Origin of the sequence: Anatilimnocola floriformis, assembly GCF_024256385.1 — a bacterium.
GTDB classification, from domain to species: Bacteria; Planctomycetota; Planctomycetia; order Pirellulales; family Pirellulaceae; genus Anatilimnocola; species Anatilimnocola floriformis.
Window position 1 is genome coordinate 1,551,870 of the sequence record NZ_JAMLFW010000002.1, and the last position, 25,868, is coordinate 1,577,737.

The window sequence follows — 25,868 nt, forward strand, 5'->3', positions numbered from 1 at the left end:
GGCGCTAGCCCCCGGCTATCTCTGGGCACCGTTTCCAAGCCGGAGGCTAGCGCCTGGCGGCTGATTCGTCAGTCGCTAATCAGCCGCTCGCGCCCGCTGTCCCGCGAGCAACTTCTCATACCAACTACGCTGCGCATGATCCTGCAGCGCTGCTGGCAACGCTTCGTGCGCGCGATACCAGGGGGCGATGCGCTCGCTGGTGAACTGCTCGACGGCGGGCCAATCTTGCAGCCAATGCTCCGTTCCTGCCGGCAAGTGCAACGCGATCTGGCTCGCAAGTTCTACGCTCAGCCAATCGCTACTGGCAAAGACCGGGTCGATCCAGCCGTCGTACTCCGGCACGTGAATCGCGCCGGTCAATTCAGCGAGCGGTGCGCTCTCTGCAGCCGTTGACGAGAGATGCAAACTGCCGAGCAGCTCCGCCGAGATCAGCCGCTGCGTGAGCGCGGGACAAGCGACGAGCGCTTCTTCAAGAACATCGGCAATGGAGTCTTCGGCAGATAATTCCGGCGCAGAAGTCAGCAGCCCTAGGCTCCACTGACCGTCAGCGAGCGGCACGAGCCAAAAGACTTCGCTCGCGCGGAGCGTGGCGAAGAGCAACGCTTGGCGCTCTTCACCCAGATCGCAAGCAACATCGCGATAGATGCCGCCGATGGCAGTGCTCGTCGGTTGATAGTCTCGCTGTTCGACAGCAACGATGAGTTCAGCGCGAATGCTCGTGGGCGGGAGCGCGCCGTTCAAATGAAGCTCGCGCGGCGAATGACAAGTGAGTTGGCAGCCGGCGGGGAGTGCGAATGAATCAGCTGTCGAGAGGCGTTGCGCGGCAGAGGCCGACGACGTTGCGGCGCGGAGCACGGTCGTTCGTTTGCCTGCCGCGTTCACCACGCTCACGCCGCTGAGTGGCGAGCGGAGTTGTTCTTCGCCCTCAACGACGGTCCAGCGTGGATGGAGCCAGGCCGGCCGCGGAATCGTTGGACTACTGAGCTGCAGCGTTTGCCGGCCGGTGCGAGCCACGGCGGCGGCGATCAGGCCGGCGGTTTTACCGCTGCCGATGACGACGCAGTCGTAGGCTTGTTGGAGTGAGATCGCAGCCATGCAAAACAACCAAGGTGGGTAGTCCGGGAGGGAGGACGGCCTGCCTGTCGTCGGTGCAGTTCGAGATCAGGCAAACAGGTCGGTGATCGGCGCGCCGGCATAAACCTGGTGGGGCCGGCGGTCGCGATCGTGCAAAACAGTCTCGGCAGGAATTCCCAGGGCGTGATAAATCGTCGCGGCATAATCGTGCGGCGTGACAGCGTTCGTGGCGGGATAAGCCGCGTGCTTGTCGCTGCTGCCGTAGATCGCACCGCCGTTGATCCCCGCGCCGGCAAACAGCCCGGAGTAAACGTAGGGCCAGTGCTCGCGACCCGTGCCATTCGAAATCTCCGGCTTGCGGCCGAACTCGCCGACCCAGCACACCAGCGTGTCTTCCAGCATGCCGCGCTCGCTCAGATCGGTGAGCAAGGCAGTCAGCGCGCGATCGGCGGGCGGGATCAAATCGTCTTTGAGGCGGTTGAAATTATTGCCGTGCGTATCCCAAAAGTTTTTGCCGTCGTCGTGCCAGTTGATATTCACCAGCGGCACGCCATGCTCGAGCAAGCGGCGGCCGAGGAGCACGCTTTGGCCATGAATATTGCGGCCGTAGCGCTCGCGAGTCTCGCGCGATTCCTTCCGCAGCTCAAAGGCTTCGCGAACGCGAGGCGAGGCGAGCAACTCGAGGGCTTTGCTTTGATGAACGGTCATCGCCGCCGGTCGCGGCAACTGATCGAAGGCCGCCCGCTGCTCGTCGATTTGCTGCAGCAGTTGAAAACGACTCTGCAGCGTTTCCGCCGTCACGCCGTTTTGCAATTGCAGCGCGGGCAACTGCCAGGTTGTCTTGTTGGGATCGCCCGTGGCGAGTAACGCATCGTAAGCAGGACCCAGCCAACCGCCGTGCTGTCCCGGCGCTTGTCCGCCGGGCGCCGAAGGATGAAAGACTTTCCACGGCAACATGACGAACGGCGGCATGCCGGCTGACTTTTCGTCGATCGCGATTTTCTTCTCTTCGCGCAGTTTGCTGAGCACCGAACCAATGTGCGGCGTATCGCGCGAGCTCGGCGGTGTGGCATCGCTGCGCACGACCGGCGCGAGTTGCCCCGTCACCGTGGTGTGGCCGCTCGAAAGATGGGCCGGGTCGTTGTGCGACAAGCTGCGCACGACGGCGACCTTGTCCATCACGCCGGCGAGATCCTTGAAATGCTCGCTGATCTGCAAGCCGGGGACCTTGGTGCTGATCGGTTTGAACGGGCCGCGAATGTTGTCGGGTGCGTTCGGCTTCATGTCGAAGGTGTCGAGCTGACTCGGGCCACCCCACATGAAGAGAAAGATGCAGCGCTTCGCCTTGCCGAAACCGGCGAGCTGATTCGCCGCGCCCGCATTCGCAACACCCGCTGCCTGAGCCTGGCCAGCGAGGAGCGCAGGCAACCCAAGACCCAACAGCGAAGCGGCCCCGGCTTGCACGACCGCGCGACGCGAGGCGCGCAGCGAACGGAATTCGGCGCAAGGCTGATCGGCGGGCGATTGGCGGTTGCTGTGGTCGCACAGACGGCGCATCGGCTCGATCTCGGGGTGGGCTATGCAGGTGGGAACCGGCGCGGGACGCCGGCTGGTGGGTTCCATCGTAACCTTCCGCACGGCGCAAGGGAACATCGAACTGGGTGCAGCTGGTTACGTACTCCGCAGCGGCACCTTGTGTTGTCGCAACAGCCGAGCCACGCGAATGGCTTGATAAGAGTTGAGCACACCCAGCATGAAACCACCCAAAAGGCAAATTCGGGCAACCAGCGTGAAGGGGACCATCAGGACCAACGCCGCGTCGATCACCAGGGCTGCATAAATGGCCCAGACGTGGCCGGCCCGAATGAACATGCCCGCCGCCGTGAGTCCGCAGAGGAGCGTGAAGGCGAGGGCGTTGTCGTTCCATTCCGCGACGATGCCGTTCGCGAAGGGCCAATTGCCGAGCAGCCAATAGAACGCATAGGTCACTGCGCCGAGCAGACCGAGGAAGAGCCAAAAGCTGCCGAGATCGCGCGATTGGCGTTGCCAGCCGGCGAAGAAAATCTTACGGCGCTGCTGCACGATCTCGGCTTCGATTTCCGCATCGTCGACTTCGGCGTTGTTGTTTTCGGTAGCGTCGTCGCTGGAATTTTCCTGAGACATGCGGCTACTTTTTCATTTCGGCCGACAGCCAGGTCAAGAAGGCGGCAACGTCTTCGCGGCTCGCTTTCTTTTCTTCAGGAAACCATGTGGCTCGTACTTTAATGAAGTGGTCTTTGTAGACGAACAGATAGAGCGCGCTTTCGCGCGCTTCTTCAGCCAGCGTGAACGAGAGCAAAACTTTGTGGGCCTTCGGCGCGGCGTCGCCTTTCGCGATCGGCACCACTTCATTGCTAATTACTTTGAGGTCCTTTAATAGACCTTTTTCGGCAGCCAATTTGATGCCGCTCAACGCCTCCTCGACTTGTTCTTTGACACGCGGATCGGCAGGATCCGCGGCAATCGTTTTCAAGCCCAAGTTGTAAATGATGGCATCGATTCGCAAGCCTTCCGGCGAACGATAGCGGATTCCAACTCCAAGCTGCACATCGCCGTAGTCCGCCTTGCTTACGAATTTCAGTCGCTCGATCGTGCTCGGAAATTTCAAGCCAGTTTGCAGATCGGTATACGAATCGGGCTTTGCTTCCTGCGCGTACAATGACGTATGCGCTAGCGTGAAAGCAAATAACAAACAGAAGATCAAACGAGATTTCATCGGCATGCGACTCCTTGAAGTGCAAGCCGCAGAATAACGCATCGACGCCGCGCATGGCAAACGCGCCGCCCGTAGGACGGACCATTGGTCCGTCTAAGAGCAGCAAGTAGAGAAATTTGGCTTGGTACCCACTTCAGGCCGGACCAATGGTCCGGCCTACGCAATACCGCCAGAGCCTCGTCTCAACCGTGCCGAAAACGGCTCCAGTCGACGCCGAGCTTGCGCATCCGCGCGCGGAGGGTGTGAGGGTTAATGCTCAACAACGCAGCAGCGCCATGCGGGCCTTCGATCTTGCCGCGTGAAGCAGTCAGGGCTTTCTCGATGTGCTCGACCATCGCCTTGTTCAGCGTCGGCACTTCGGAGTGATTGTTGTTCGCCGGTCCGCCGATTTCGGAGGTCGCCACCAACGGCTGATCGGCGACGGGAATCACTTCGTAGAGCGTCGGGCCATCGGCAGGTGGTGGCGGTGGTGGCTTGTAGGAACCGAGGGCGAGATCCACTTTCAGCGCGCGGCCGTTGCCAAGGATCGCCGCGCGATCGATCACCGCGCCGAGTTCGCGAATGTTCCCCGGCCAGGAATAATTCATCAGCAAGTGCAAATCGCCGACGGTCGGTTCAGCGACCGGCAAGCCGAAGCGATTCGAGGCCCGCAAGGCAAAGTGCCGCGCGAGGGCGGGAATGTCTTCCTTTCGTTCCCGCAGTGTCGGCAGGATGATCGGAAAGACGTTGATGCGGTACCACAAGTCTTCGCGAAACTCGCGCCGCGAAACCATCAAGCCCAAGTCGCGATGCGTGGCGGCGACGATGCGCACGTCGACGTGAATCGGACTCTTGCCGCCGACCCGCTCGACCTGATGATCTTGCAACACGCGCAGCAAACGAACTTGCGCGGCGAGGGGGAGTTCGCCGATCTCATCGAGAAACAGCGTGCCGCCGTCGGCCCGTTCGAACCAACCTTGATGTTGATCGTGAGCGCCGGTGAAGCTTCCCTTTTCATGGCCGAAGAGTTGCGAGTCGATGAGTTCGGCAGGAATAGCGCCGCAGTTCACGCGAATGAACGGCCCGCTCGAGCGCGCCGAACGATTGTGAATGGCGCGGCTAACCACTTCCTTGCCGGTGCCCGTTTCGCCGAGGATCAGCACGGGCACGTCGGAGCGCGCGACGAGATCGACTCGCTCCATGACTTGCTTCAGGCCCGAGTCGGCGCCCACGACCGTGTCGTTCATCTCCTGACGACCGAGTCGCGAGAGGAGCGAACGCCGATCGGCTTCGGCGGCTTCGCGAAGCGTGGCGAGCTCGTGCAATCGGAGATCGTTTTCGAGTGCCACTGAAAGTGGTTCGAGCAGCAGTTGCGCCAGGTCGCGATGATCGGCATGAAAGCGCTCTCCCGGGAGCGCGGCAAATACGATGATACCGCGAAGTGCCTGCGCATCGCCGAGCGGCCCGGCCATCACGTGGGCGACGATTCCCGGCGGTACGATCTTGGCAAAGCCTTCCGGCGCGGGATCACCAGCTCGCCAAACTTCGGCGCCTTGGGCCCAAGTCGAGACTTGCTTCCATTCGCGCAAAGCCAGGTTACTGTTCGGGGCGTTGGCCGAGTGCAACGGCCGCGGTGAACCGACGGCGACGGTCTCGAGCAATTCGTCGCGAGCATTCCAGCGACGGATATAGATGGCATCGAGCGGCAGGCGGCGCTGCAGGATCGCGGCGACGTTTTGCGCGGCTTCGCGGATCTCCACATGGCGACCAACCTCGCGCCAAATGGCCAATAAAACGTCTTGATAGCGGTCCATAGCGGCACCCGTGAAATGTTCTGGACCGTTATATATCACGGCTGTGTTCCATCATAATTGCTGGGTACTGCGGCCTGCAGCCCCTTTTCTCTTACCCTACGCAACATTCTTGCCGGAATTTTGGATTCTTAGGGCGTGGCATTGTTATTGCGATCGATACAGGCCAGACCCCATCGCGGGGCTGGATGCCCGTTACCTCCACAGGGATTGAACCCGTGAAATATTCCCGCCTGAGTGTTGCTCTGTTTGTTCTTTCCGCTGTGGCCGTAGGAACCTGGATTGGCTGCAAGAGCGAGTCGAATTCGACGAACTCCAGCGGTGGCGGCGCTGCCAAGCCCGCAGTCACCTTGCTGAACGTTTCTTACGATCCGACCCGTGAGCTCTACAACGAGTTCAACAAGTCGTTTGCCGAATACTGGAAAGAGAAGAACAGCCAGGACGTGAAGATCGAAACCACGCACGCTGGTTCTGGCAAGCAGGCCCGCGCGGTGATCGATGGTTTGGAAGCCGACGTCGTGACGCTGGCCCTGGCTTATGACATTGATGTCATTGCCGAAAAGGGAAAGCTGCTGCCAGACGATTGGCAAGCCAAGTTGCCGAACAACAGCTCGCCTTACACGTCGACGATCGTGTTCCTGGTTCGCAAGGGGAACCCGAAGAAGATCAAGGACTGGAGCGACTTGGTGAAGGGTGATGTGCAAGTCATCACGCCGAGCCCGAAGACGAGCGGTGGTGCTCGCTGGAATTATCTCGCAGCTTGGGGCTTTGCCCTGCAGAAGGAACTCGGCGACCTGAGCAAGCTCGCCGATGTCGATGCCAAGGCCCGCGAAGCTGCCGATGTGAAAGCCAAGGAATTCGTCGCCGAGATCTTCCGCCGCGTGCCGGTGCTCGATACGGGTGCTCGTGGCGCCACACAGTCGTTCATCAAGAACGGTCAGGGAGACGTGCTCCTCACTTGGGAAAACGAAGCTTACCTGGCGGTGAAGAATGAACCGGCTGGTGAATATGAAATCGTGACTCCCTCGCTCAGCATCCTGGCCGAACCGCCGGTGGCAGTGGTCGAAAATTTTGCCGCGAAGCACAAGACAACCGAAGTGGCCGAAGCTTACCTGCAGCATCTTTATTCGCCGCAAGGCCAACAGCTGGCCGCCAAGCACTTCTATCGCCCCGCCAAGCCGGAAACCCTTTCGGCCGAACAGCGAGCCCAGTTTGCCGATGTGAAGCTCTTCAAGATCAACGAAGCCTTCGGCAGCTGGAAAGAAGCGCAAGCCAAACATTTCAATGACGGCGGCGTGTTCGATCAGATCTATCAACCTGGCAGCAAGTAAGAAGTCGTCCGATTTCACAACGAAAAGGACTTTGCGCATGCGACTCTCTTTGCGTGAACATAGCGTCATACCCGGCTTCGGGTTGACGCTGGGCTACACGCTCGTGTATCTCAGCTTGATTGTGCTCCTCCCGCTGTCGGCGCTGTTTCTCAAAACAGCCGGAGTGCCCTGGAGCAAACTTTGGACAATCGTCACCGAGCCACGCGTGATGGCTTCTTACAAGTTGACGTTCGGCGCGTCGCTCATTGGCGCGCTGGTGAACGTGGTGTTTGGCTTCATCACGGCCTGGTGCCTGGTGCGCTATCGCTTTCCGGGCCGCAAGCTGCTCGACGCAGTGGTCGATCTGCCGTTTGCGCTGCCGACGGCCGTGTCGGGCATCGCGCTCACGGCGATCTACAACAAGAACGGCTGGATCGGCCAGTTCCTCGAACCGCTGGGCATTAAAGCGGCCTTTTCGCAGCTGGGCGTGGTCATCGCGATGACGTTCATTGGTCTGCCGTTCGTGGTTCGCACGTTGCAGCCCGCGCTGGAAGAACTCGACGGCGAATCGGAAGAAGCAGCCGCGAGCCTCGGTGCCTCGCGCTGGCAAACATTCTGGCGCGTGATCCTGCCGACGATTGCGCCGTCGCTAGTGACTGGTTTTTCGTTGGCCTTTGCCCGCGCACTCGGTGAATACGGCAGCGTGGTCTTTATCTCCGGCAACATGCCGATGAAGACCGAGATCACTTCGCTGCTGATCATCACCAAGCTCGAACAATACGACTACGCCGGCGCTGCCGCGATCGCGGTCGTTATGCTCCTCGCTTCCTTTCTTATTCTCCTCGGCGTGAACGTCCTGCAGTGGTGGGTTAGCCGCGGTTATCAGAAAGGAACTACCTAACATGTCTGGACCCGGCGGAAAAACTCGCTCCGCAGCCAAGGATCCTCTCTGGTTGCAGCTCCTGCTGATCACGATTTCAGTTTCGTTCGTCGTGCTGTTTTTGGTGTTGCCGCTGGCGGTGATTTTCATCGAAGCGTTTCGCGGCGGCGTGGGCGCGTTCCTGAAAAGCTTCGATGACTCCGCGGCCTGGCATGCGATCAAGCTCACGCTGATTGCCACCGGCATCGCCTTGCCGCTGAACCTCGTCTTCGGCGTGGCCGCGGCCTGGTGCATCGCGAAGTTCGAGTTCAAAGGAAAGAGCCTGCTGATCACGCTCATCGATATTCCCTTTGCCGTCTCGCCGATCATCTCGGGCTTGATTTACATCTTGCTGTTCGGCATGCAGGGTTGGCTGGGGCCGTTCCTCTCGCACTACGACATCAAGATCATCTTTGCCGTGCCCGGCATTGTGCTAGCCACGGTCTTTGTGACGTTTCCCTTCATCGCGCGAGAACTCATTCCGCTGATGCAAGAACAAGGGAGCGACGAAGAGCAAGCAGCCATCTCTCTCGGCGCTGGTGGCTGGCAAACGTTCTGGCGGATCACGCTGCCGAACATCAAGTGGGGCGTGTTGTATGGCGTGGTGCTGTGCACGGCCCGCGCGATGGGCGAGTTCGGCGCGGTGTCGGTTGTGAGTGGTCACATCCGCGGCCGCACGAATACGATCCCGCTGCATATCGAGATTCTTTACAACGAATACAACGCGATCGCTGCGTTCTCGATGGCTTCGTTGCTGGCCGGTCTCGGCCTGGTGACGCTGGCTTTGAAGACCTGGTTGGAGTGGAAGGTTCAATCAGAACTGCAGGATTCCTTGTCCTAATACCTTAAGCCGACAACGGCAGAGAGCTGCGTTCGCAGTAAGAATTTTCATGAGCATTCACATCGAACACGTTACGAAGACCTTCGGGTCCTACACTGCGCTCGACGACGTCAACTTAGAAATCAAGGACGGCGAACTGATCGCGCTGCTGGGACCCTCGGGCTCGGGCAAAACGACGCTGCTGCGGATCGTCGCAGGGCTTGAGACTCCCGATGAAACCGAGAACTGCGTCGTGCGCTTCCACGGCGAAGACGTCTCACGCCGCCATGTCGCTGAGCGGCAGGTCGGGTTTGTGTTTCAACACTACGCGCTGTTCAAGCACCTCAGCGTGTTCGAAAACGTGGCGTTCGGCTTGCGTGTTCGTCCGCGGCAATTTCGGCCCAGCGAACAGCAGATCCGCAGCAAGGTAAACGAGTTGCTGAGGCTGATTCAGCTCGAAAACTTCGGCAATCGCTTTCCGGCGCAACTTTCGGGCGGACAGCGGCAGCGCGTGGCGCTCGCGCGAGCGCTGGCCATCGAGCCGAAAGTGCTGCTGTTGGATGAACCGTTCGGCGCGCTCGATGCCAAGGTTCGGCAAGGGCTGCGGAAGTGGCTGCGGCGGCTGCACGACGAATTGCACATGACGACGATTCTCGTCACGCACGATCAGGAAGAAGCCCTCGAAGTTTCGGACCGCGTGGTCGTGATGAACCGCGCCAAGATCGAACAAGTCGGCACGCCGTCGGAAGTCTTCCATTCGCCGGCGTCGGAATTTGTGATGGACTTTCTCGGCAACGTAAATGTCTTTCACGGCCGTGTCGAACAAGGAAAGACCGTGCTTGGCAGCGCGGTGGAGAAGGCCGACACCAAACCGAACGGTGCGCCGAAAGTGTATGTGCGGCCGCACGAACTCGAGATTTCTCGCGAAGCGCTCAACGGCAACAGCCTGGTGGCCCGCGTATTGCGAATGAATCCCGCCGGTTCGGTCGCCAAAGTCGAACTCGCGCTGCAGCACGGTGGCGAAGTGCAAGTCGATATGCCGTTCGAGCGTTATCAAGAACTGTCGCTGCAAGTCGGCGAAACGGTGAATGTATCGCCGCGGCGGGTGCGGACGTTTGTTCCCGAGTATGTCATTTAGTGCTGATGTGATTGGCTATGAAAAGTACGTTGCGAGTGGAGAGTCCTCGGATGAATAGTCCTCAAGAATCGGCCGATGCACGCCGTGAGCAGGAGTTGCAGCAAATCCTCGATGCGCTCCGCGGCTTGCGGTTCGGCAGCGTGAACGTGATCGTGCAGGACGGCGTGGTCGTGCAAATCGATCGCACCGAGAAGCGGCGGCTGCGCAGCTCGCAAGCCAGCGCCGAGGCGAACGGCTAGCTCACTTGCCGCTGGAGATTTCTCGCAGAGTCGCCAGCAACTGCGCCGGATTGTCGGCGGAGAGCGAATCGGGCCGATGTGTTAGCAGCGGCAGCACTTCGTCCCTCTTCCCGGTCGTGCCGTTCAAATGAAGTTGCACTTTGGCGGCGCGGACCCGAGCGACCAACTTCTCGCCGCTCTCATTTTCGCTGCTCAGCCATTTCGGCCAAAGGCTAATCATCTCGACGCCGGCCGCGGCATAGGCTTCGATCTCATCCGGCTTGGCCATCAAACCGAGCTGTCGTGCCTTCGGCAGTAACTTGCGAAACTGCCGGGCGTGTTCGACGCTCCGCACCCCGACGATCGTCCGCGACTCTTCGCCATGCTCCTTGATCGTCGCGGCCACGAGCTCGGCATATTCGCTGCCGTCTTCTTTGAGGTCGAGCAGCACATCGATCTGCCCTTTGCAGATGCTCACCACTTCGGCGAGAGTCGGGATTTTTTCGCCGGCGAATTTGGGATCGAACCAACTACCGGCGTCGAGTTGTTTGAGCTCGGCGAGCGTCTTCTCGTTGATCTTGCCTTTGCCATTCGTGGTGCGCTCGAGTTCCGCATCGTGGCGCAGCACAAGCTGCCGATCCTTGCTGAGTCGCACGTCCACTTCGATGGCCGTTGCATGCACAGCGATCGCGCGACGAGTGCTGGCGAGCGTGTTCTCGGGACAGTCACTACTCGCGCCGCGGTGGGCGATGATTTGTTTCACAGCGATCGCAGCAGCGCTCATCGGAAGCGGCTCAGCAGCAGTTGCGGCCGTGGCAACGAAGATGAACACGACTAAACAGCAGTGTGTCAGGGGCATCCCGTGAGCTCAGCATTTGAGTTTTGGCTTCGCCACCGACTTCAGGCGGTGGAATCACCGCGCAAGTCTAACGGCTTGGGCCAGCGATTCGCAAATGGCTCGAGCGACTGAGTCAAAGCTCGATCCGCCAGAAGAACCACAATAGCCAAGTTGCCGCGAGGAAAACCGTGCCGACTATCGCGCCGATCACCGCATAGGCCAGGAAGAAGTAAATGAAAACCGCCAGGCAGCGTTTCCAGAGTGGTCCGAAGAGATGATTCGCTTGGAGTTGCTTTTCTAGCCGGATCACTCGGGCTTGGAGTTCGGCCAGCGACAGTTGCTCTTGCTCCGGCGAAGGTTCCTTGTCGCTAGTTCCTTGAGGCGATTGATACGGGTTGAGATTCGCCTCGTTCATGAGAAAAACCTTTTGCACTTGTTGGTAGCCGTTCACGCTGGCGCTGATTTCGGGAGGGCGAGGCTCCCGCCGAGCCGCGCCGGTCGAAAGCAGTCGCCAACGGCCTTCGCAATTCCACCTCGGCGGCTCGGCGGGAGCCTCGCCCTCCCGTCGCTCGACTCTGACCAAAGTTGTCATCACGTGCGCATTTAATTAGCGAGTGATCTTTCTCACTTTGGTTGATATTTTTGAAATCGACAGAGGTCGTTGCGCTATCGGTGCGCGCCGACAGAAACCGCAAAGTGGCGAACGGTGCCCGGCAGCGGAAGCGATCGGCTCGCGTGCGAATGATCGGCGCTGGTTATAAAAAGGTTATAGCCTGGGCCCGATATAACCGCCCGATTTTGTCGCAAGGCATTGGCTGTCAAGGCATTGCTAGAATCGAGTGAATTTTGATAACCCGTTATATATTCCACCGCGCGGGCGGGAGGACTGCTACGGAAGCGAAGAGTCCTCGCTGAAGATAGCGGTGCCCGCTGCGGGACGGACCAATGGTCCGTCCTACGAAATCGTTTTACTCCGCCAAGTCTACTTGGCAGCCGTTTCTTCCGTCTTTGGGAAGGTGCGGGGGCCGAAGACCTTGAAGCGGTAGAGACGCAGGCCGTGGGCGGCGTGGAAGAGAGCACCACATTCGACGTCGACAGCTTTCGTCTTGCGGAAGACGCTGCAGACGCTGGCGATCGCGCGGCGAGCCCATGGTTCTTGCAGTTCTTCTTTCGTCATCGACGCGGCCAGGAATTCCATGCAGTGGCCAGCCGAGCCGACGGCTTGGGCCAGGTCGGCGCTCATGCCTTCGCGCTGGAAATAGTTCGACGACAACGAGCCGTCGGGGTTTTGCAATTGCTTCGAGCGGGCGATGCATTCCTTGATTTTCTTATCGCAGTCGGCCCACACGCCTTCGAGCTTGCCGCCGGCGGCGACGTGCCGATCACGGGCCATCGTCAGACCGAACATGCGGTGCGAACCGCCGCAGGGGCTGGCGTCGAGGTTGTAGCCGAGTTCGATTTCGACGAGCTTTTCGATGCTCCACTCACTGCCGTCACCGGCAGTCCAGGTGTAGCCCGGTTTGCGATAAGCGCTCATCGCCATCAATGTCCAGCTGTATTCCTTGGCAGGATTGCGATAGACATCGCGCTCGGCTTGCACGAGATAATCGTCGAGCGTGTACTTCTCACCTTCGACCATCAGTGGTTCGGTGAGCGGCATGCCGCAGTCGCACAAGTAACCGAGCCATTGATCGGTGTGACCTTGGCCGGCTTTGGTCCCTTCTTCGAGCAGGGCCCGCACGCCGTAGCGCTGAGTCTTCTCGTCGAGCAGTTCGCCCTTCACGAGATTCCAGCCCTTCATCTTGCCGCCCGAGAGGACGTGATCGAGGGCCGAGACGTCTTTGTCACCGTTGCGAATGAGGAACGCTCGCTTGAACGCCAGCGCGCCGTGAATCATCTGCCAGGCCGCTTGTTGGCTCAGGTCGAGCCGGCGGTTTTCGTAGGTATAGTCGAGGGCATCGTCGATTTGCTTGACGAGCTCGGCGTCGGACAGCTCGTCCTTCTTTGCCGTGGTCCCTTCGTTGACGACCGGCTTGTTGACTTTCACATTCTGACCCGGCTCGGGGGCAGTTTCGCAGCCGCTAAAGCCGATCGCGGCAATGGCCAGGCCGGCGGCCAAACCAGAGCAAACGGGGAACGCAAACGAACGGAGGAGCCGTTTCCAAGAGACGGGCATGAGATCAACCTTCTCGGCCGTGGGGGCGTCCTTGGGAAAGAACGCAGGGCCTGACATGCAGTGAGGGGAAATCGGCGACCCTGCCGCGAAGCGCCTCCTTGGTATGCGAGTATACCCCTCAAAAAGCTTCTGAACCAGGAGTTTGGGCGAATTGGGCGAAGTTGAACGCGCGTTAGCGACAGTCTGTCTGAGTTTATAACCGCGCTGTTATTTGCGGTTCGGTGCGGGATCCCCCAGACCCTCGGCTGATGCCGCGGGCATGACTAGATGGCTGAGTTCTGAGAGCTTATCTCAATAACTCCTTGATTCCCTTGAATTTAGTGCGACACAGACGTTCAGCAGGTTGCTGGCTTTCGGCCTCGCTTCTAAAATCCCTTGCTCGTCTCGGGAACTGTAGGGTGGGTCGAGCGGTTGCCCCGCGAGGCCCACCAGAATTGCCGTGGGCCCTCGTGGAGTACCACTCGACCCACCCTGCGACTTTTAAGGTCTATTCGTATGTTGTCACGCAAGCCGATTTTGCCGAACGTTATTGAGCTGAACTTTCAAGCGGGGCAAATCCTCGGCTGCAATGTTTATCTCGTCTTCGATCAGAAGGAATGGCTGCTGATTGACATCGGCTTTGAGGAAACGGTCGAGGAAATCGTCGAGCTGATTCGCAAGCTCGACTTCCCCCTCAGCCGTTGCAAGATGCTGATCGCCACGCACGCCGATATCGATCACATCCAAGGCATGGCCAAAGCGAAGGCCCTGCTGAAGGCGCCGGTCTATGCGCACCAACGCGCTGTGAAGCCGCTCGAAGATGGCGATCGCCTGCGGACGCTCGCGCATATCGAAGCGCAGAACATCGACCTGGCCATGCCCGCCGTGAAGATCGACAGCACGATCGAAGATGGCGACATCATCGAAGTGGGCAAGCTCAAGCTTGAGGTCTGGCTCACGCCGGGGCACACCGATAGCCAACTCAGTTTCCGCATGGGGAACATTCTCTTCAGCGGCGACAACATTTATCGCGACGGCTGCGTCGGCGCGATCGATGCGCATCACGGCAGCGACATTCCGTCGTTCATCAAGTCGCTCGAACGCATTCGCAACAGCGATGTCGAATGGCTGTGCCCGAGCCACGGTCCGGTCTTCCGCAAGGACAACAAGTTGCTCGACGCCACGATCAAGCGCTTGACCGGCTATCTGCAAATGGCCGACTGGGGCACGTGCGCCACGCACTGGCCACTGATGGAAGAGTGGGAAAACGAAGTGGCTGAAGGCAAGCTGCCGAGCTAGTCGTCGAACGCTCTGCGGTCGATGAATCGAGGTCAAGCTACTCGCGCGTACCTATCACGCGCGCCCGCAGGTTGGTGCTCTTCTCCACTGGCGTTTAACGAGAAAATCAAGAGCAGTTTGCTGCGCGCGTCAAGCGTAAACGACTTTTGGAAAAAACGCGTTTTCCTCGGCAATTCAGGCTTTTTCTCGCTTCGCGAAAAATCGACCTTGACCCTCTTTTCGCTTTGGCATAATCTCCCGCCACGTCAGTTGTGACTGACGAAAAGAAATCGCGAGCGACGCAAAGATTGCTCTTGCTCGCGAAATCGAAATGACCTAAATCACACACCTCAACGAAACACCTTGGGCCTCGAAACGAACTGAGGCCAGCAGATACATTCGCGACAGGTCGACGGCGTCCGCATCAAGATCCAGCCAGCTCTTCGGAGTAAGCCAGAATCAGCGGACCGCGAGCCACACGCCCGGCATGGATGCTGGATCGTGGAGTTCGTAAGTCAGCCAGTCGTTCGCGGCGCGGCCAGCATGGATGCTCCAGCCGCTAACCGTCCAATCGCTCCCGGTACAGCAGCCAAATCCTTGCCCCCCTGGGATTAGCGGCCGTCCGGGGGCTTTTTATTTCTTGCCGCGATCGTCGCCGAATATTCCATATTCGGTGGTGGCGGTGACAAGCCGAGAACCGCTGGAATAAGCGCCAGCGACATTCCAGCAAGTTCGGCGAGATGAGCAGATAGCGGTTGTGTCACACTGCTAATCGGAAGTTACGCTGCAGCGCGATTCCGCTTCCAACGATACTCGCCGAGGAATTTCGCGGAGCTCATTCCTCGGCGGTGGTAGTTTTGCTTCAACCCACCGGATACGGAGTATCCGGCGACGATGTCGCTACGAGCGGGCGAAATATTCAGCTACGGCGGCGAGGAGTGGATCGATTGTTTGCGCTTGAATCTTGTGGGGCGGATTCCACTTTACCCACTCGTAGTCGGGGTGCTCGGTGAGTTTGATTTTCACCGGATTGAGCAGCTTGGCGAGATAGATCACGATCGTCTTGTGGCAGCGCTCGCCGAAGCGTTTGGAGTTTACTTCGTACTCGGTCGTCCACTTAAAGTCGCCGACCAGGTCGATGTCTTTCCCCTTGATGCCCGTTTCTTCGCGGAGTTCGCGGAGGGCACATTCCAGATCGGTTTCGCCGTCGTCGAGATGGCCCTTGGGCAGGTCCCAACGCTGGGCGTGCTTCATCAGCAGGAACGAACGCTCGGGCTCGTCGCGCATCACCAGCACGCCGCAGCCGCGGATCTGCTTGAGCTTGCCGCTGTTTTTGCCGGCTTTGTCTTTGTCCGATTTCCCCACGACGACTTCCTGTTGCGGATTCCTGCGCGCACTCGATTCAGGCAGAGTGCGAGTCGTCTACTATCTTCGCGGGGAAAGTCGCATTGGCAAGACGCCAAGCAAAGTGACGCGGCCAGAAGTCTGCTTACTGCAGCACAAACTTCACGGGGACGATGACCGTGGCTTCGACCGGTTGGCCGAATTGCTGGGCGGGAGTGAAACGCCAGCCTTTCACAGCGGCGATGGCTGATTCGTCCAGACTGGGATAGCTCGATGTTTCGTGCAGCGCGACATTATCAGCCGTGCCGTCGGGTTTGACCGTGACCCGCAACAGCACGCGGCCCGTGTGGCCGAGGCGTTGAGCTTCGGCGGGATAATGTGGCGCGCGATTGCCGTTGGCCAGGCCAGGCGCCCGGCCAGCACCGATGCCGATGCCAGCGCCCACACCGCCGCCGCGACCAGCGCCGGGTCGACCACCGCCGCCGTTGCCGGCGCCTTCGCCGTTGGTGCCGCCTTGCAGGCCCGCGCCTTTGCCGGCAGCGGCTTTCAGATCCGAGGCCGTGACCGAGATCACGCCGGTTTGCGGCAGGGTTTTGCTCGTCTTGCGCGTGAGCTTCGGGCCACCTTTGGCTTCGACCGTTTCGAGCCCCTCGGGCACGTCTTCTTTGCGTTCTGCTTCGAGCGGTTTGATCACGGCAGGAGCCGGACGCTCGGTGAGATAGACCTTCTCCGGTTCGTCGGGTCGCACTGCGGTAGCGATTTCTGCCGTGGCTTTTTCCAGCTTCGTTTCAGCCGGTGTGATTTCGATATCCTGCGCGGTCGCCGTCAGATCAGCCGTTTCATCATCGCCATCGTCCGACTTGGCGAGGACTCGGCGGAGCGAAAAACCGGTGGTCACTGCATCGACAGTGTTCACGCCACCCTCGCCGGGCTTGCCGCCGATGCCGCTCGAGCCGCCGCCGCCGATCACCACGGTGGGGGCAACATAACCCAGATAAAGGACCAGCGCGTGAGCGCCGACAATTGCGCTATGCAATCCCAGGCTCGCGAGCGCGGCGGCCAGCAGTCGTAGCAGGTAATAAGAGCTGGACGCAGTCATGCGGCGGCAGAAACTTCGATGCGGAAACTAGGTGCAAACTCACTCGGAAACAGCGGCGCTACAGTTTTCGATCTTGGCTTGATGGCAGAGATCCATCACGGCTACGACATGATCCCAAAGCGTATTGCGGTCGGCGCGAATCTCGACGGTCACGCGGCGGGGATTATCAGCGGCGGCTTGCTTCAAATAGGTGGCGAGCTCGGCCCGATCGAGCACCGCACCCTTGATGACATAAGCGCCGGTAATCCGCACATTGATGACGACTTTTTCGATGTCTTGCACCAGCGGAGCGGCTTCGCTGGCCTGCGGCAATTGCAGATCGAGCTCCCGTTCGTTGCGCACTTCATCGGCAATGATCGTGGGCATCGTGATCATGAACACGATCAGCAGCACCAGCACCACATCGACCAGCGGCGTGACGTTAATTTCAGAAATCGTGGGACCATCGCCGTCGTCGGAATAACCTGCACCACCAGCCATTGTTGTTGCTCCCTCAGATCTTGCTGCGAATATTCACGTTGCTGATGAGACTGCGCTATTCTGCCGAGGCCGGTTGCCGGCCGACGACTTTGGTGGCCGGGGGTTCGGCGAGACCGGCCTTCACCGGCGGCGGTTCGGGCGGAGTGACCGTGAATGTGGTCTTTTGAGCGTGCAACGCGAGCAATTGGTGAGCAACCGCATCGACCTGGCCCATGCGGATTTTCACGTTGCGCTGAAAATAGTTGTAGGCAATAACAGCGGGAATGGCGACGAACAAGCCGACCGCCGTGGCCACGAGAGCTTCGAACACGCCACCCATCACCGCGCTCGAACTGGCGGCCTTCTCGGCTTGGGCTTTGGCGAGATCGCCCGACGCTTTGATAATGCCGAGCACCGTACCGAGCAGCCCGACGAACGGCACGTTGTTGCCGAGGGTCGCGAGCACCGTGAGATAGGCTTCCATCTTCACGCGTTCTTTCGACTTCGTGCTGAGCATCGATTCCGAAACGGCTTCGCTGCTCTTCTTAAAATTGGCCAGGCCCGCAGCGGCGACCGCACACTCGGGAGCGCGACTTTGCGAAGCCAATTGATACGCTTCGGTCAGCTTGCCGGCCCGCAGCAGCGATTCGAGCTGTGAGCTGAAATTAGCGAACGACACGCCGTGCGTGAGAAAGTACAGCCAGCGTTCGATCATCACGGTCATGCTGACCAGGCTCAGACCGACGAGCAACCACAACACCCACTCCGCACCGAGGCCGGTGATGTTGACGAAAACTTGTGTCAGATTCATAGCGTCAAACTCAAATTCAATCTGGCGAGGATTCGAGGATAGGCACACAGACCTATCGCCGTGAACACGCGGGCCGTTACTGTGTTGTCGCAGCAATAGCCCTGTGCGGGCGGGAGCAAGTCAACATTATAACGCTGGTCAGAGTATTTTTCGCGCAGATTTGCGATTCCTGGAAATTGTTCGGCAAATCGCTGGCAGAAAACGACTTAGGACGGCTGCGGCCGGCGAAAAATGGGGGCAATCTAACGATCTGGTTAGCGCCCCACCCGCCCCAGCGAACTGCCGCTCACCGGCTCTTCGAGCTCTGTGCCCGGCGCGAGCCACAGCAGCAGCGGTGTAGTCATGAGCGTTGTGATTACCGCCATCAGCACCAGCATGCAGAACAGACTGTCGGGAATCACTCCCAGCTGATGGCCGGCGTTGATCACGATCAGTTCCATCAGCCCGCGTGTATTCATCAGCGCGCCGATGCAGGCCGCTTCGCGCAGCTTAAAGCCCCCCTGCCAGGCCGCAATCGTGCAGCCGCCCCACTTGCCACCGATTGCCGCGGCCAAGATGCCGGCGAGAATTAGCCAGTGGGTCCACGAATTCAGCGAGCCCACGTTCGTTTGCAGGCCGGTGTAGGTAAAGAAAATCGGCAAGAAGAAGACCGACAAAAATTCGCGCAGCTCGCTCCCCATCGCCTTCCGCAGCGGCAACTCATCCGAAAGCGCGGCCCCGAGCAGGAACGCGCCAAAGATCGCAAAGATGCCGATCAAGCTCGTCGCGATGCAGCACAAAAAGAGAACGACTAGCACCAAGCCCAAACCGGTCGAGCTGATCTCGTCACCCTTCTCGCCGACGTAGCACCGCCGCAACATCCACTTCATCGCCGGCCGCAGCAGGAACACCATGAACGCAAAAAACGCGAGCGAGAGGAACGTCATCTGCGCAATCCGCCAGCCGTCGAACTGCGCTCGCACAATGCTCGACACCGTGGCCAGCAAGATCCAGCCGATGACATCATCAACGGCGGCGGCCGTCATCGTTACCGCACCGATCCGCGTGCGCACGATGTCGAGCTCCATCAAAATCCGCGCGAGCACGGGTATCGCCGTGATCGACATCGAGATGCCCATGAACAACGTGAAACCCGTATACGAAACGGGCGCGCCGTTCACATGCTCGAGCGACGAATAGATCAGCGGCGCAAGGCCAAGCCCGAGTGCGAACGGCAAGACCACACCCGTCAGCGAGGTCGCGAGCGCCGCCTTGCCATGCCAGCGCAAGTGGCTGAAATCAAACTCCAGGCCTACGAGCAACAGGAGCAGCACCAAGCCGAGCTGACTCAACACATTCATGCACGCGGCGAGCGGCGTCATCACGCGCACGGCGGCTTCGCCCGTGCCGATCAATTCCGTCGCCGGCGGAAAGATCATGGCCGCTGCTTCCGGAAACAGCCAGGCGAAACACGATGGCCCGAGTAGCAACCCCGCGGCAATCTCACCGACGACTGCTGGTTGGCGGAACCACTTCGCGACACGCGCGCCAACCAGCGACGCCACGATGATGACGGCCAGCTGCACCAACACGCGCAACAACAGCGATTCGGTTTTGGAGTCGCCGGCAGCAAGTAGAAAGAAGAATGGCATGCGATGCTTGAATCCAGCTACGTCGTTGGCGCTGGCGAAGTCGGGTGCAGGTTAGTCGACGGCGAACTTACGGAGTGAGCGGTCTGTCAATGGTCAGCTCGCACGAACCTAGGGGTTCGCACTACGCGACCTGCCTGCGTCTTATCTTGCATCCCGCCAAACACATGTCAAGACGACAATTGTTGAAACGTTAGTTTGGCCGCATATTGCGACAGCCCGCCGCGCAGCGGTACGCTCTTTCCAATCGATCTGCCTCTCTCGTTCTCAGGAACTGACTTTATGAGCCTGTTTCGTTTCATCTCTGCAACGCTTCTCATCGCGCTCTTCGGCGCTCCGCTGTCAGCCGCCGAAAAGTTGACGCTCGCCAGTCTCTTCACCGATCACGCGGTGCTGCAGCGCGACATGCCGGTCCCCGTGTGGGGCCAGGCCGAGCCGAATGCCAAGATCACCGTGAAGTTCGCCGGCCAATCGAAGGAAGCCGTTGCGGATAAGTACGGCGCGTGGGCGGTGAAGCTCGACGCCCTAAAGGCCGATGAGAAATCGCAATCGCTGACCGTGAGCGCGGGGGACGATACGCTCACCAAGAACGATATTCTCGTCGGCGAAGTGTGGGTTTGCAGCGGCCAATCGAACATGGGTTGGACACTGCAGCAATCAACGGGCGGCAAAGAAGCCGCCGCGGCCGCGGGCGACAACGGTTTGCGACTCTTCAACGCCGGCGCTCGTGCGGTCGACGAACCACAAACGACGATCGGCGGCACGTGGGCTGTCGACAGTCCGCAGAGCGCGCCGAACTTTTCCGGCGTCGCTTATTTCTTCGGCCAGGATTTGCGCAAAGCCCTCGGCGTGCCGGTTGGTTTAATCAAGTCTGCCGTCGGCGGCACCGTCGCCGAAGCTTGGACCGCGAAGGCCGATCTCGAAGCGAATCCCACGCTGGTTCCACTCTTCGCCGTGCAAGCGAAGAAAATCGCCGATCATCCCGCCGCAGTTGAGAAGTTCAAGGCGCAAGAAACCGAGCTCCTCGCCAAGTGGGAAGCCGACACCGAAAAGGCCAAAGCCGCCGGCAAGCCGCTGCCGCGCAAACCAGCTCCTCCCGGCGATCCTGCCAAGGACAACAACCGCCCCTTCGGCCTCTACAACGGCAGCATCGTCCCGCTGCAACCCTACGCCATGAAGGGCGTGATTTGGTATCAAGGCGAATCGAACAACGGCCGGCCGAAAGAATACCTCACGCTCTTCCCCGCCCTCATCGCCAGTTGGCGAAAGGCTTGGGGACAGGGCGACTTCCCCTTTCTGTTTGTCCAGATCGCGCCGCATAACGGCATGAGCCCCGAGCTGCGTGAGTCGCAACGCCTCACCGCGCAAACAACGCAGAACACCTCCAACATCGTGATCGTCGACGTCGGTGACGCGGGCGACATTCATCCCGTCCGCAAACAACCCGTCGGTGCTCGCCTGGCCCTCGCCGCGCGAGCTCTCGCGTACGGCGAAAAGATCGAATACTCCGGCCCTGAATACGACGCACTGAAGATCGACGGCAAGAACGCGATCGTCAGTTTCAAACATCTCGGCGGCGGCCTGATGGCGAAGGAAGGTGATCTCCGCGGCTTTTCGGTGGCGGGTAGCGACGGCAAGTTCGTGGAAGCGAAAGCCAAGATCGTTGGCGACACCGTGAGCGTCTCGGCCGACAACGTCGAGAAGCCCGTGCAAGTGCGCTACGGCTGGTCGAACGTCCCCGATGTGAATCTGTGGAACAAAGCCGGCATCCCTGCTTCGCCGTTTCAATCAGACAAAGCGTTTGAAATCGAAGAAGGCTTCACGCTGCTGCTGAATGAAAAGGATCTCACCGGTTGGAAGTATCAAAACGGTGCGCCCTTCGATGGTCAAGCTTCGGCGAGCGATGGTCGTTACACGGCACGCGATGGCCGCATCGTGGTGAACCCCGGCAAGGGGCTCGCGCAGCTCTGGACCGTGAAGGAATTCCCAACGGACTTCCACTTGAAGCTGGAATTCCGCGCCGGCGTGAATGCCGACAGCGGCGTGTTCATTCGCAAGCCGCAGCTGCAATGTCGCGACTATCTGGTGGCCGGTCCTTACAAGGATCTGAAGAACTACCGCCCGCAGGATTGGAATGAAATCGAAGTGATCGTGAAGGGCACGACCGCCACTGCGACCTGCAACGGCGAGCCGCTGAAGTTCGACGCCGTGCTCCCTGCCACGGGCCCCATCGGCCTCGAAGCCGACCGCGGCCAAATGGAATACCGCCGCATTCGTTTGAAGGAACTGAAGTAAACGCCCCCAGTCGTCGAACGCTCTGCGGTCGATGATTGGAGATACGTAAGCCGTGCGCCGCCGAAAGAGCTCCACGATTTTCGGCGGTTGGGCGTGGGAAGGTGAACTGCAGATAAGACAAGTCCGCTGCGGCTGGCGCTAGTTGATTGATGACCGCCATTCATCGACCGCGGAGCGTTCGACGACTACTAACTCTTCTCCAAGGATTTTCTCATGACCAAGAACTTTCAAACGCTCGCCATTCTCGCCGTCGCCCTGACCGCCATCGCCGGTGCGTGGCAATACGCTGGTGCCCAAGGCGAAAAGATCGCCGCGGGCGTGAAGTTCGAATACAAAATCCTCAGCGGCACGAGCGCCGGCGCTGGTGAACTGAACGTCCTCGGCAAGGACGGCTGGGAACTCGTCGCCGTCGAACCCTCCAAGGGAATGACGCCAACGCAGTTGTATTTCAAGCGCTCGCGCTAATTTGACTTGTGAGGCGATGGCCAAGCTGCAAACGCAAATCGTACGCTTCTTCGCTTTCGACGTGATCGATTGCGAATTCGTCGATGCCGATGGCCACCTGCACACGCTGCGCGATAAGGTTCCGGTTCTCACTGTCGAATGGCTCGACGAGAGCATCGACCTGCCCCGCCCGTTGCTGGTTGACTGCGTAGTGCTCGCGCAGTGGCAGGACGAGCAAGGGCGGCAACTCGTGCGCATCAGCACCGCAGAGCCATACTGGATCGAGTCGACCGAGGACCTTTCGGAGTTCGTGGTCGAAGCGACGCAGCTTCAGATCGGCGGAGATTGTGCATGATCGAAAGCATCCGCACGGCGCAACCATACCTGAGACCTTTCCCGGAGTTCGAAGATGTCTTTACGGAGCCGCTGGCGCTTCAGCGAAGGCATTTTTTGCCGCTTATTTCGCTCGATGCATCGGTTGTCGACAAAGAACTGAGCGGCTGGCTCCATTTTGTGACGCCCATCGAACCACTCCTGGAATTGGACGTGGGTTATTTCACTCGCGAATTCCACGATTATTACAACTCGATGGGACAGTATGCATTTCAAGTTGTCGATGGAAAGTATCGCTTTACTGGTGACTTCCGGTATTTCGCCTACGAGTCGGGCGAAATCTATCGAGCGATGCCTGGATTGGAACACGAGATCGAAGCTGATTATCAGTTGCGTTTTTCAACCTATGAAGAGAGCAAGCGAGGTTATCGCTTACACGGCCGCATTCCATGGTATGCCGAGACTCCCTATGTGGCTGGAAGTGATATTTGCGGCCCATTGATCTCGCAGGTCGGCGGCAAGCCAGTCTCGTCGCGTTCGCCCGAACCGGAAGGTCCAGTAAATCGGCGAGGCACTCCCTTTCGCTACATTGGCGAAGTGCAAGGATACTCCTACTGTGGCGGTGGCATTCAAGCGATTCTGCTCTTCTATGATCCAGAAGAACAAATTGCGCTCTTTCGGACCGAATGGACCTAGCAAAAAATGCGTCCACAGTTCGTGCCGGACTTAGTTCGCAGCGCAGAACCTTCTCGGTGATTACGATTCGCCATTAATCACCAACCTTGCCTGCGGCCGCGAGTTAGAACGATTGCTTGCCACACGCTAGCAGCCCGCCTCCGCACGATTGTGGGTTTGGCTGGATTTGCTGGCAGGAGAGTGCCGAAGAATTCACAGTGCTACACTGCGAGCACGCGGCGCTAACTGCGAAAACGCGGTGTAATACCGCGTGTACGCAGTCGATCGTTGGGCTGGCCAGGGATGGTGCCGGCCGGTTCGTTCTTTCGCAGGTTTTGCTGCCACGGATCCTCTCTGCATGGGTCGCCAAGGAAGGTCTCACGTGCCTCGGCTTTCGATTGTCATACCATGTCTCGGCGCCGCCACCGACTTCGACGATACGCTCGTCTCGGTGCTGCAGAATCGCCCCGACGATTGCGAAGTGCTGGTCGTCCACGTCCAGCCCTATGACGATCCGTATGGATTGCAGAACGAGGTCCGCTTCGTTCGCGTCAACGGCAGGCCGACGCTGGTGCAACTGATGAATGCTGGCCTGTCGGCTGCCAGCGGCGATATCGTCCACATGCTCGGCTGCCGAATGATCGCGGTCGAAGGCTGGGCCGACGCCGCCGTCGAACGGTTTGCCGATAGCCGCGTCGCCGCCCTCACGCCGCTGATTGTCGACGCGGTGCATGGCCAAATCACAGCCGCCGGTGTGCGCTACAGCATGACTGGCTCGCGCAAGATCGTGGGCCGCGGCATTGAGCTGAAGAACATTCGCCGCGTCGAAAACCTTAAGTCAACGGGACCCACGATCGAAGCTGGTTTCTTCCGCCGCGATGTGCTCGAAGCACTTGGTGGCTGGCAGGAGTCGCTGGGCGTAGCAGCCGATATCGACCTCGCGATTTCGCTGGCCGCGCTCGAGCTGAAGACGATTCATCCGCTCGATGTCATGTTGCACGAGAAGTCGGCCGCGCCGCGACTGGGCGGGTTCGCTCATGGTCGCTCGCTGGAACGCCTCTTCTGTCGGCATGCTGGACGGCGGCGGACGTTGCCCGTGTTGTTGCACTCGCTCTCGGTGGCGCTCGACTTTACGCTTCGCATTCCGAAGGGCGATGCCTTGACGATGCTGATCGGCCGCGCGGTGGGCTTGTTCCACAGCGGCACTCAGCTGAAATATGCCGAGCACATCGCCGAGGCCCGCACACTGCTCGAAGCTGCGGAACCAAGCACGCTGTCGCTCGAGAGCGTTCGCGAGGAACAAGAAGAAGTCGAAGCCAGCAGACCGCGGCGGCGAGCTGCGTAACTGCGGTTGCTCGTTCAGCTTTTGACTTTCTTCCGCGCCGGTTTCGCCGGCGCGAGCAACCCGGCGATCTTGCGGCCAGTGACGCTCAGCGGCAGCTCGTGCAATTCATCGCGCGTCACCCAGCGCTGTTGCGCGCTGGTCTTGCCACCTGCAATCCAGGTCGCGTCGAGCACATGCAGCGTGATCCGAAAGCGAGTCACGCCATGTTTCGTCGTCGCCAGATGTGCGATCGGTTCGATCTGCACATCGAGCCAGTTCAGCAGATGATCGCTGGCCGTCGGCAGCCAACTTTCGTGACTGGCAGGCGGTGAAGAGAAACGCGGAAAATCCCATAGCCCGGCCCAGCGCTCGCCAGGCTGACACTGCCGGATCAAAAACTTGCTGCCGCGGCGCACCACGACGGCCGTTTCGGTGAGGTCGGTGTAAGTCGTCTTCTTCGCCGCCAGCGGTATCTCTGCCGTGCGTCCCTGAGCATACACAGCACAGTGCGCCGAAACAGGACAGACCGCGCAGCTCGGCGCTTTCGGTGTGCAAATCTCGCTGCCGAGTTCCATGAGCGCTTGATTGAATGCGCCGCAGTTTTCTGCCGGCAGAATCTCTTCAGCGAAGGTCCATAACCGGGCCTGCGAGCGCGTGGTGCGCGGATCGTCGGCGAGTGCAATCAATCGGCTAAAAACGCGGATCGTATTCGCTTCCAGAATCGGCAATCGTTGATCGAGACCGATCGAAAGGATCGCGCCAGCCGTGTACCTGCCGATGCCCGGAAGCGCGCGCACCGCTTCGTAGCTGCGCGGAAAATCGCCGCCATGTTCAGCGACGATCTTCTTGGCGGCTGTATGCAGTTGGCGGGCACGGCGGTAATAGCCGAGGCCCTCCCACAGCCGCAGAACTTGCGTTTCTTCGGCGGCCGCGAGAGCAGCGACGTTCGGAAAGGCTGCGAGGAACCGCTCGTGATAGCCGATGACAGTGGCCACCTGTGTTTGCTGTAGCATGATCTCGCTGATCCAGATGGAGTAGAGATCACGCGTCCGCCGCCAAGGAAGGTCGCGGGCGGCGGTGGAGAACCAAGCGAGGAGTTTTTTGGCAAACTGACGGCGCTGCGGCGCGGTGAAAGTTGGCGGAGTTGGGTCTTCCATGATC

The 25,868-nt window shown here is 59.7% G+C and carries 25 protein-coding genes; 11 read left to right on the top strand and 14 right to left on the bottom strand.

Features of this window, described 5'->3' with window-relative positions; genetic code table 11:
- Positions 1-75 precede the first annotated feature (75 nt).
- The 5 genes from M9Q49_RS30745 to M9Q49_RS30765 all read right to left on the bottom strand — a co-directional run bounded on the left by M9Q49_RS30745 (position 76) and on the right by M9Q49_RS30765 (position 5,622).
- Positions 76-1,095 carry a hypothetical protein gene (locus tag M9Q49_RS30745; RefSeq protein WP_254513132.1) on the bottom strand — a complete coding sequence of 340 codons (1,020 nt, stop codon included), beginning with the start codon at positions 1,093-1,095 and terminating at the stop codon, positions 76-78.
- A gap of 66 nt (positions 1,096-1,161) precedes the next feature.
- Entirely contained in the window at positions 1,162-2,697 is a 1,536-nt protein-coding gene (locus M9Q49_RS30750; protein ID WP_254513133.1) for a DUF1501 domain-containing protein, read from the bottom strand.
- A gap of 48 nt (positions 2,698-2,745) precedes the next feature.
- The gene (locus tag M9Q49_RS30755; protein WP_254513134.1) at positions 2,746-3,237 is read right to left on the bottom strand and encodes a hypothetical protein; all 492 of its coding nucleotides are present in this window, start codon (positions 3,235-3,237) and stop codon (positions 2,746-2,748) included.
- A gap of 4 nt (positions 3,238-3,241) precedes the next feature.
- Entirely contained in the window at positions 3,242-3,829 is a 588-nt protein-coding gene (locus tag M9Q49_RS30760) for a hypothetical protein (RefSeq protein WP_254513135.1), read from the bottom strand.
- Between the two features lie 182 nt (positions 3,830-4,011).
- Positions 4,012-5,622 (bottom strand): sigma-54 interaction domain-containing protein, encoded by a 1,611-nt coding sequence (locus M9Q49_RS30765; RefSeq protein WP_254513136.1) that lies wholly within the window; start codon positions 5,620-5,622, stop codon positions 4,012-4,014.
- Positions 5,623-5,837: 215 nt separating this feature from the next.
- Here M9Q49_RS30765 and M9Q49_RS30770 point away from each other — a divergent pair, with 215 nt between their 5' ends.
- From M9Q49_RS30770 to M9Q49_RS30790, 5 genes are read left to right on the top strand one after another with little or no spacing between them, the layout of a single operon-like run.
- A complete protein-coding gene (locus tag M9Q49_RS30770) occupies positions 5,838-6,950 on the top strand; it encodes a sulfate ABC transporter substrate-binding protein (RefSeq protein ID WP_254513137.1) in 1,113 nt (370 codons plus the stop codon).
- Positions 6,951-6,987: 37 nt separating this feature from the next.
- Positions 6,988-7,830, top strand: coding sequence for a sulfate ABC transporter permease subunit CysT (gene cysT, locus M9Q49_RS30775; RefSeq protein ID WP_254513138.1), 843 nt, complete (start codon positions 6,988-6,990; stop codon positions 7,828-7,830).
- A 1-nt stretch (position 7,831) separates the two neighbouring features.
- A complete protein-coding gene (gene cysW, locus M9Q49_RS30780; protein WP_254513139.1) occupies positions 7,832-8,689 on the top strand; it encodes a sulfate ABC transporter permease subunit CysW in 858 nt (285 codons plus the stop codon).
- Between the two features lie 49 nt (positions 8,690-8,738).
- Positions 8,739-9,806, top strand: coding sequence for a sulfate/molybdate ABC transporter ATP-binding protein (locus M9Q49_RS30785; protein ID WP_254513140.1), 1,068 nt, complete (start codon positions 8,739-8,741; stop codon positions 9,804-9,806).
- Between the two features lie 50 nt (positions 9,807-9,856).
- The gene (locus M9Q49_RS30790; RefSeq protein WP_254513141.1) at positions 9,857-10,045 is read left to right on the top strand and encodes a YezD family protein; all 189 of its coding nucleotides are present in this window, start codon (positions 9,857-9,859) and stop codon (positions 10,043-10,045) included.
- Position 10,046: 1 nt separating this feature from the next.
- Here the strand turns inward: M9Q49_RS30790 and M9Q49_RS30795 are convergent, their stop codons facing one another.
- From M9Q49_RS30795 to M9Q49_RS30805, 3 genes are all read right to left on the bottom strand, one after another.
- The gene (locus M9Q49_RS30795) at positions 10,047-10,856 is read right to left on the bottom strand and encodes a glycerophosphodiester phosphodiesterase (protein ID WP_254513142.1); all 810 of its coding nucleotides are present in this window, start codon (positions 10,854-10,856) and stop codon (positions 10,047-10,049) included.
- 139 nt (positions 10,857-10,995) lie between these two features.
- Entirely contained in the window at positions 10,996-11,277 is a 282-nt protein-coding gene (locus tag M9Q49_RS30800) for a hypothetical protein (protein ID WP_254513143.1), read from the bottom strand.
- A gap of 567 nt (positions 11,278-11,844) precedes the next feature.
- The gene (locus M9Q49_RS30805; RefSeq protein WP_254513144.1) at positions 11,845-13,038 is read right to left on the bottom strand and encodes an ADP-ribosylation factor-directed GTPase activating protein isoform b; all 1,194 of its coding nucleotides are present in this window, start codon (positions 13,036-13,038) and stop codon (positions 11,845-11,847) included.
- A gap of 495 nt (positions 13,039-13,533) precedes the next feature.
- Between M9Q49_RS30805 and M9Q49_RS30810 the strand changes: the two genes are divergently transcribed.
- On the top strand, positions 13,534-14,316 hold the full coding sequence (locus M9Q49_RS30810) for an MBL fold metallo-hydrolase (RefSeq protein WP_254513145.1): 783 nt from the start codon (positions 13,534-13,536) through the stop codon (positions 14,314-14,316).
- Positions 14,317-15,195: 879 nt separating this feature from the next.
- Here the strand turns inward: M9Q49_RS30810 and M9Q49_RS30815 are convergent.
- From M9Q49_RS30815 to M9Q49_RS30835, 5 genes are all read right to left on the bottom strand, one after another.
- On the bottom strand, positions 15,196-15,660 hold the full coding sequence (locus M9Q49_RS30815; RefSeq protein ID WP_254513146.1) for a bis(5'-nucleosyl)-tetraphosphatase: 465 nt from the start codon (positions 15,658-15,660) through the stop codon (positions 15,196-15,198).
- A gap of 124 nt (positions 15,661-15,784) precedes the next feature.
- A complete protein-coding gene (locus M9Q49_RS30820) occupies positions 15,785-16,738 on the bottom strand; it encodes an energy transducer TonB (protein WP_254513147.1) in 954 nt (317 codons plus the stop codon).
- A gap of 39 nt (positions 16,739-16,777) precedes the next feature.
- A complete protein-coding gene (locus M9Q49_RS30825) occupies positions 16,778-17,218 on the bottom strand; it encodes an ExbD/TolR family protein (protein WP_254513148.1) in 441 nt (146 codons plus the stop codon).
- Between the two features lie 55 nt (positions 17,219-17,273).
- Positions 17,274-18,008: a MotA/TolQ/ExbB proton channel family protein gene (locus M9Q49_RS30830; protein ID WP_254513149.1), complete on the bottom strand. Its 735-nt coding sequence runs from the start codon at positions 18,006-18,008 to the stop codon at positions 17,274-17,276.
- Between the two features lie 254 nt (positions 18,009-18,262).
- Positions 18,263-19,639: a cation:proton antiporter domain-containing protein gene (locus M9Q49_RS30835; protein WP_254513150.1), complete on the bottom strand. Its 1,377-nt coding sequence runs from the start codon at positions 19,637-19,639 to the stop codon at positions 18,263-18,265.
- Between the two features lie 279 nt (positions 19,640-19,918).
- Here M9Q49_RS30835 and M9Q49_RS30840 point away from each other — a divergent pair, with 279 nt between their 5' ends.
- From M9Q49_RS30840 to M9Q49_RS30860, 5 genes are all read left to right on the top strand, one after another.
- Positions 19,919-21,931 carry a family 16 glycoside hydrolase gene (locus tag M9Q49_RS30840; RefSeq protein ID WP_254513151.1) on the top strand — a complete coding sequence of 671 codons (2,013 nt, stop codon included), beginning with the start codon at positions 19,919-19,921 and terminating at the stop codon, positions 21,929-21,931.
- A 213-nt stretch (positions 21,932-22,144) separates the two neighbouring features.
- On the top strand, positions 22,145-22,396 hold the full coding sequence (locus tag M9Q49_RS30845; RefSeq protein ID WP_254513152.1) for a DUF4177 domain-containing protein: 252 nt from the start codon (positions 22,145-22,147) through the stop codon (positions 22,394-22,396).
- Positions 22,397-22,412: 16 nt separating this feature from the next.
- Complete coding sequence (locus M9Q49_RS30850) at positions 22,413-22,730, top strand: hypothetical protein (protein WP_254513153.1); 318 nt, start codon at positions 22,413-22,415, stop codon at positions 22,728-22,730.
- Complete coding sequence (locus M9Q49_RS30855; RefSeq protein ID WP_254513154.1) at positions 22,727-23,404, top strand: hypothetical protein; 678 nt, start codon at positions 22,727-22,729, stop codon at positions 23,402-23,404. The genes M9Q49_RS30850 and M9Q49_RS30855 overlap by 4 nt, the downstream gene beginning before the upstream one ends.
- Before the next feature lie 361 nt (positions 23,405-23,765).
- Entirely contained in the window at positions 23,766-24,728 is a 963-nt protein-coding gene (locus M9Q49_RS30860; protein WP_254513155.1) for a glycosyltransferase family 2 protein, read from the top strand.
- Between the two features lie 14 nt (positions 24,729-24,742).
- Here M9Q49_RS30860 and mutY read toward each other — a convergent pair whose 3' ends face one another.
- A complete protein-coding gene (gene mutY, locus M9Q49_RS30865) occupies positions 24,743-25,864 on the bottom strand; it encodes an A/G-specific adenine glycosylase (RefSeq protein WP_254513156.1) in 1,122 nt (373 codons plus the stop codon).
- Positions 25,865-25,868: the final 4 nt, after the last annotated feature.

Coding starts and splice junctions, on each gene's coding strand:
- M9Q49_RS30855 (WP_254513154.1), top strand. CDS start 22,727: ATGATCGAAAGCATCCGCACGGCGCAACCATACCTGAGACCTTTCCCG.
- M9Q49_RS30760 (WP_254513135.1), bottom strand. CDS start 3,829: ATGAAATCTCGTTTGATCTTCTGTTTGTTATTTGCTTTCACGCTAGCG.
- cysW (WP_254513139.1), top strand. CDS start 7,832: ATGTCTGGACCCGGCGGAAAAACTCGCTCCGCAGCCAAGGATCCTCTC.
- M9Q49_RS30800 (WP_254513143.1), bottom strand. CDS start 11,277: ATGAACGAGGCGAATCTCAACCCGTATCAATCGCCTCAAGGAACTAGC.
- M9Q49_RS30830 (WP_254513149.1), bottom strand. CDS start 18,008: ATGAATCTGACACAAGTTTTCGTCAACATCACCGGCCTCGGTGCGGAG.
- M9Q49_RS30790 (WP_254513141.1), top strand. CDS start 9,857: ATGAATAGTCCTCAAGAATCGGCCGATGCACGCCGTGAGCAGGAGTTG.
- M9Q49_RS30750 (WP_254513133.1), bottom strand. CDS start 2,697: ATGGAACCCACCAGCCGGCGTCCCGCGCCGGTTCCCACCTGCATAGCC.
- M9Q49_RS30840 (WP_254513151.1), top strand. CDS start 19,919: ATGAGCCTGTTTCGTTTCATCTCTGCAACGCTTCTCATCGCGCTCTTC.
- M9Q49_RS30805 (WP_254513144.1), bottom strand. CDS start 13,038: ATGCCCGTCTCTTGGAAACGGCTCCTCCGTTCGTTTGCGTTCCCCGTT.
- M9Q49_RS30745 (WP_254513132.1), bottom strand. CDS start 1,095: ATGGCTGCGATCTCACTCCAACAAGCCTACGACTGCGTCGTCATCGGC.
- M9Q49_RS30820 (WP_254513147.1), bottom strand. CDS start 16,738: ATGACTGCGTCCAGCTCTTATTACCTGCTACGACTGCTGGCCGCCGCG.
- M9Q49_RS30845 (WP_254513152.1), top strand. CDS start 22,145: ATGACCAAGAACTTTCAAACGCTCGCCATTCTCGCCGTCGCCCTGACC.
- M9Q49_RS30785 (WP_254513140.1), top strand. CDS start 8,739: ATGAGCATTCACATCGAACACGTTACGAAGACCTTCGGGTCCTACACT.
- M9Q49_RS30850 (WP_254513153.1), top strand. CDS start 22,413: ATGGCCAAGCTGCAAACGCAAATCGTACGCTTCTTCGCTTTCGACGTG.
- M9Q49_RS30810 (WP_254513145.1), top strand. CDS start 13,534: ATGTTGTCACGCAAGCCGATTTTGCCGAACGTTATTGAGCTGAACTTT.
- M9Q49_RS30765 (WP_254513136.1), bottom strand. CDS start 5,622: ATGGACCGCTATCAAGACGTTTTATTGGCCATTTGGCGCGAGGTTGGT.
- M9Q49_RS30835 (WP_254513150.1), bottom strand. CDS start 19,639: ATGCCATTCTTCTTTCTACTTGCTGCCGGCGACTCCAAAACCGAATCG.
- mutY (WP_254513156.1), bottom strand. CDS start 25,864: ATGGAAGACCCAACTCCGCCAACTTTCACCGCGCCGCAGCGCCGTCAG.
- M9Q49_RS30755 (WP_254513134.1), bottom strand. CDS start 3,237: ATGTCTCAGGAAAATTCCAGCGACGACGCTACCGAAAACAACAACGCC.
- cysT (WP_254513138.1), top strand. CDS start 6,988: ATGCGACTCTCTTTGCGTGAACATAGCGTCATACCCGGCTTCGGGTTG.
- M9Q49_RS30825 (WP_254513148.1), bottom strand. CDS start 17,218: ATGGCTGGTGGTGCAGGTTATTCCGACGACGGCGATGGTCCCACGATT.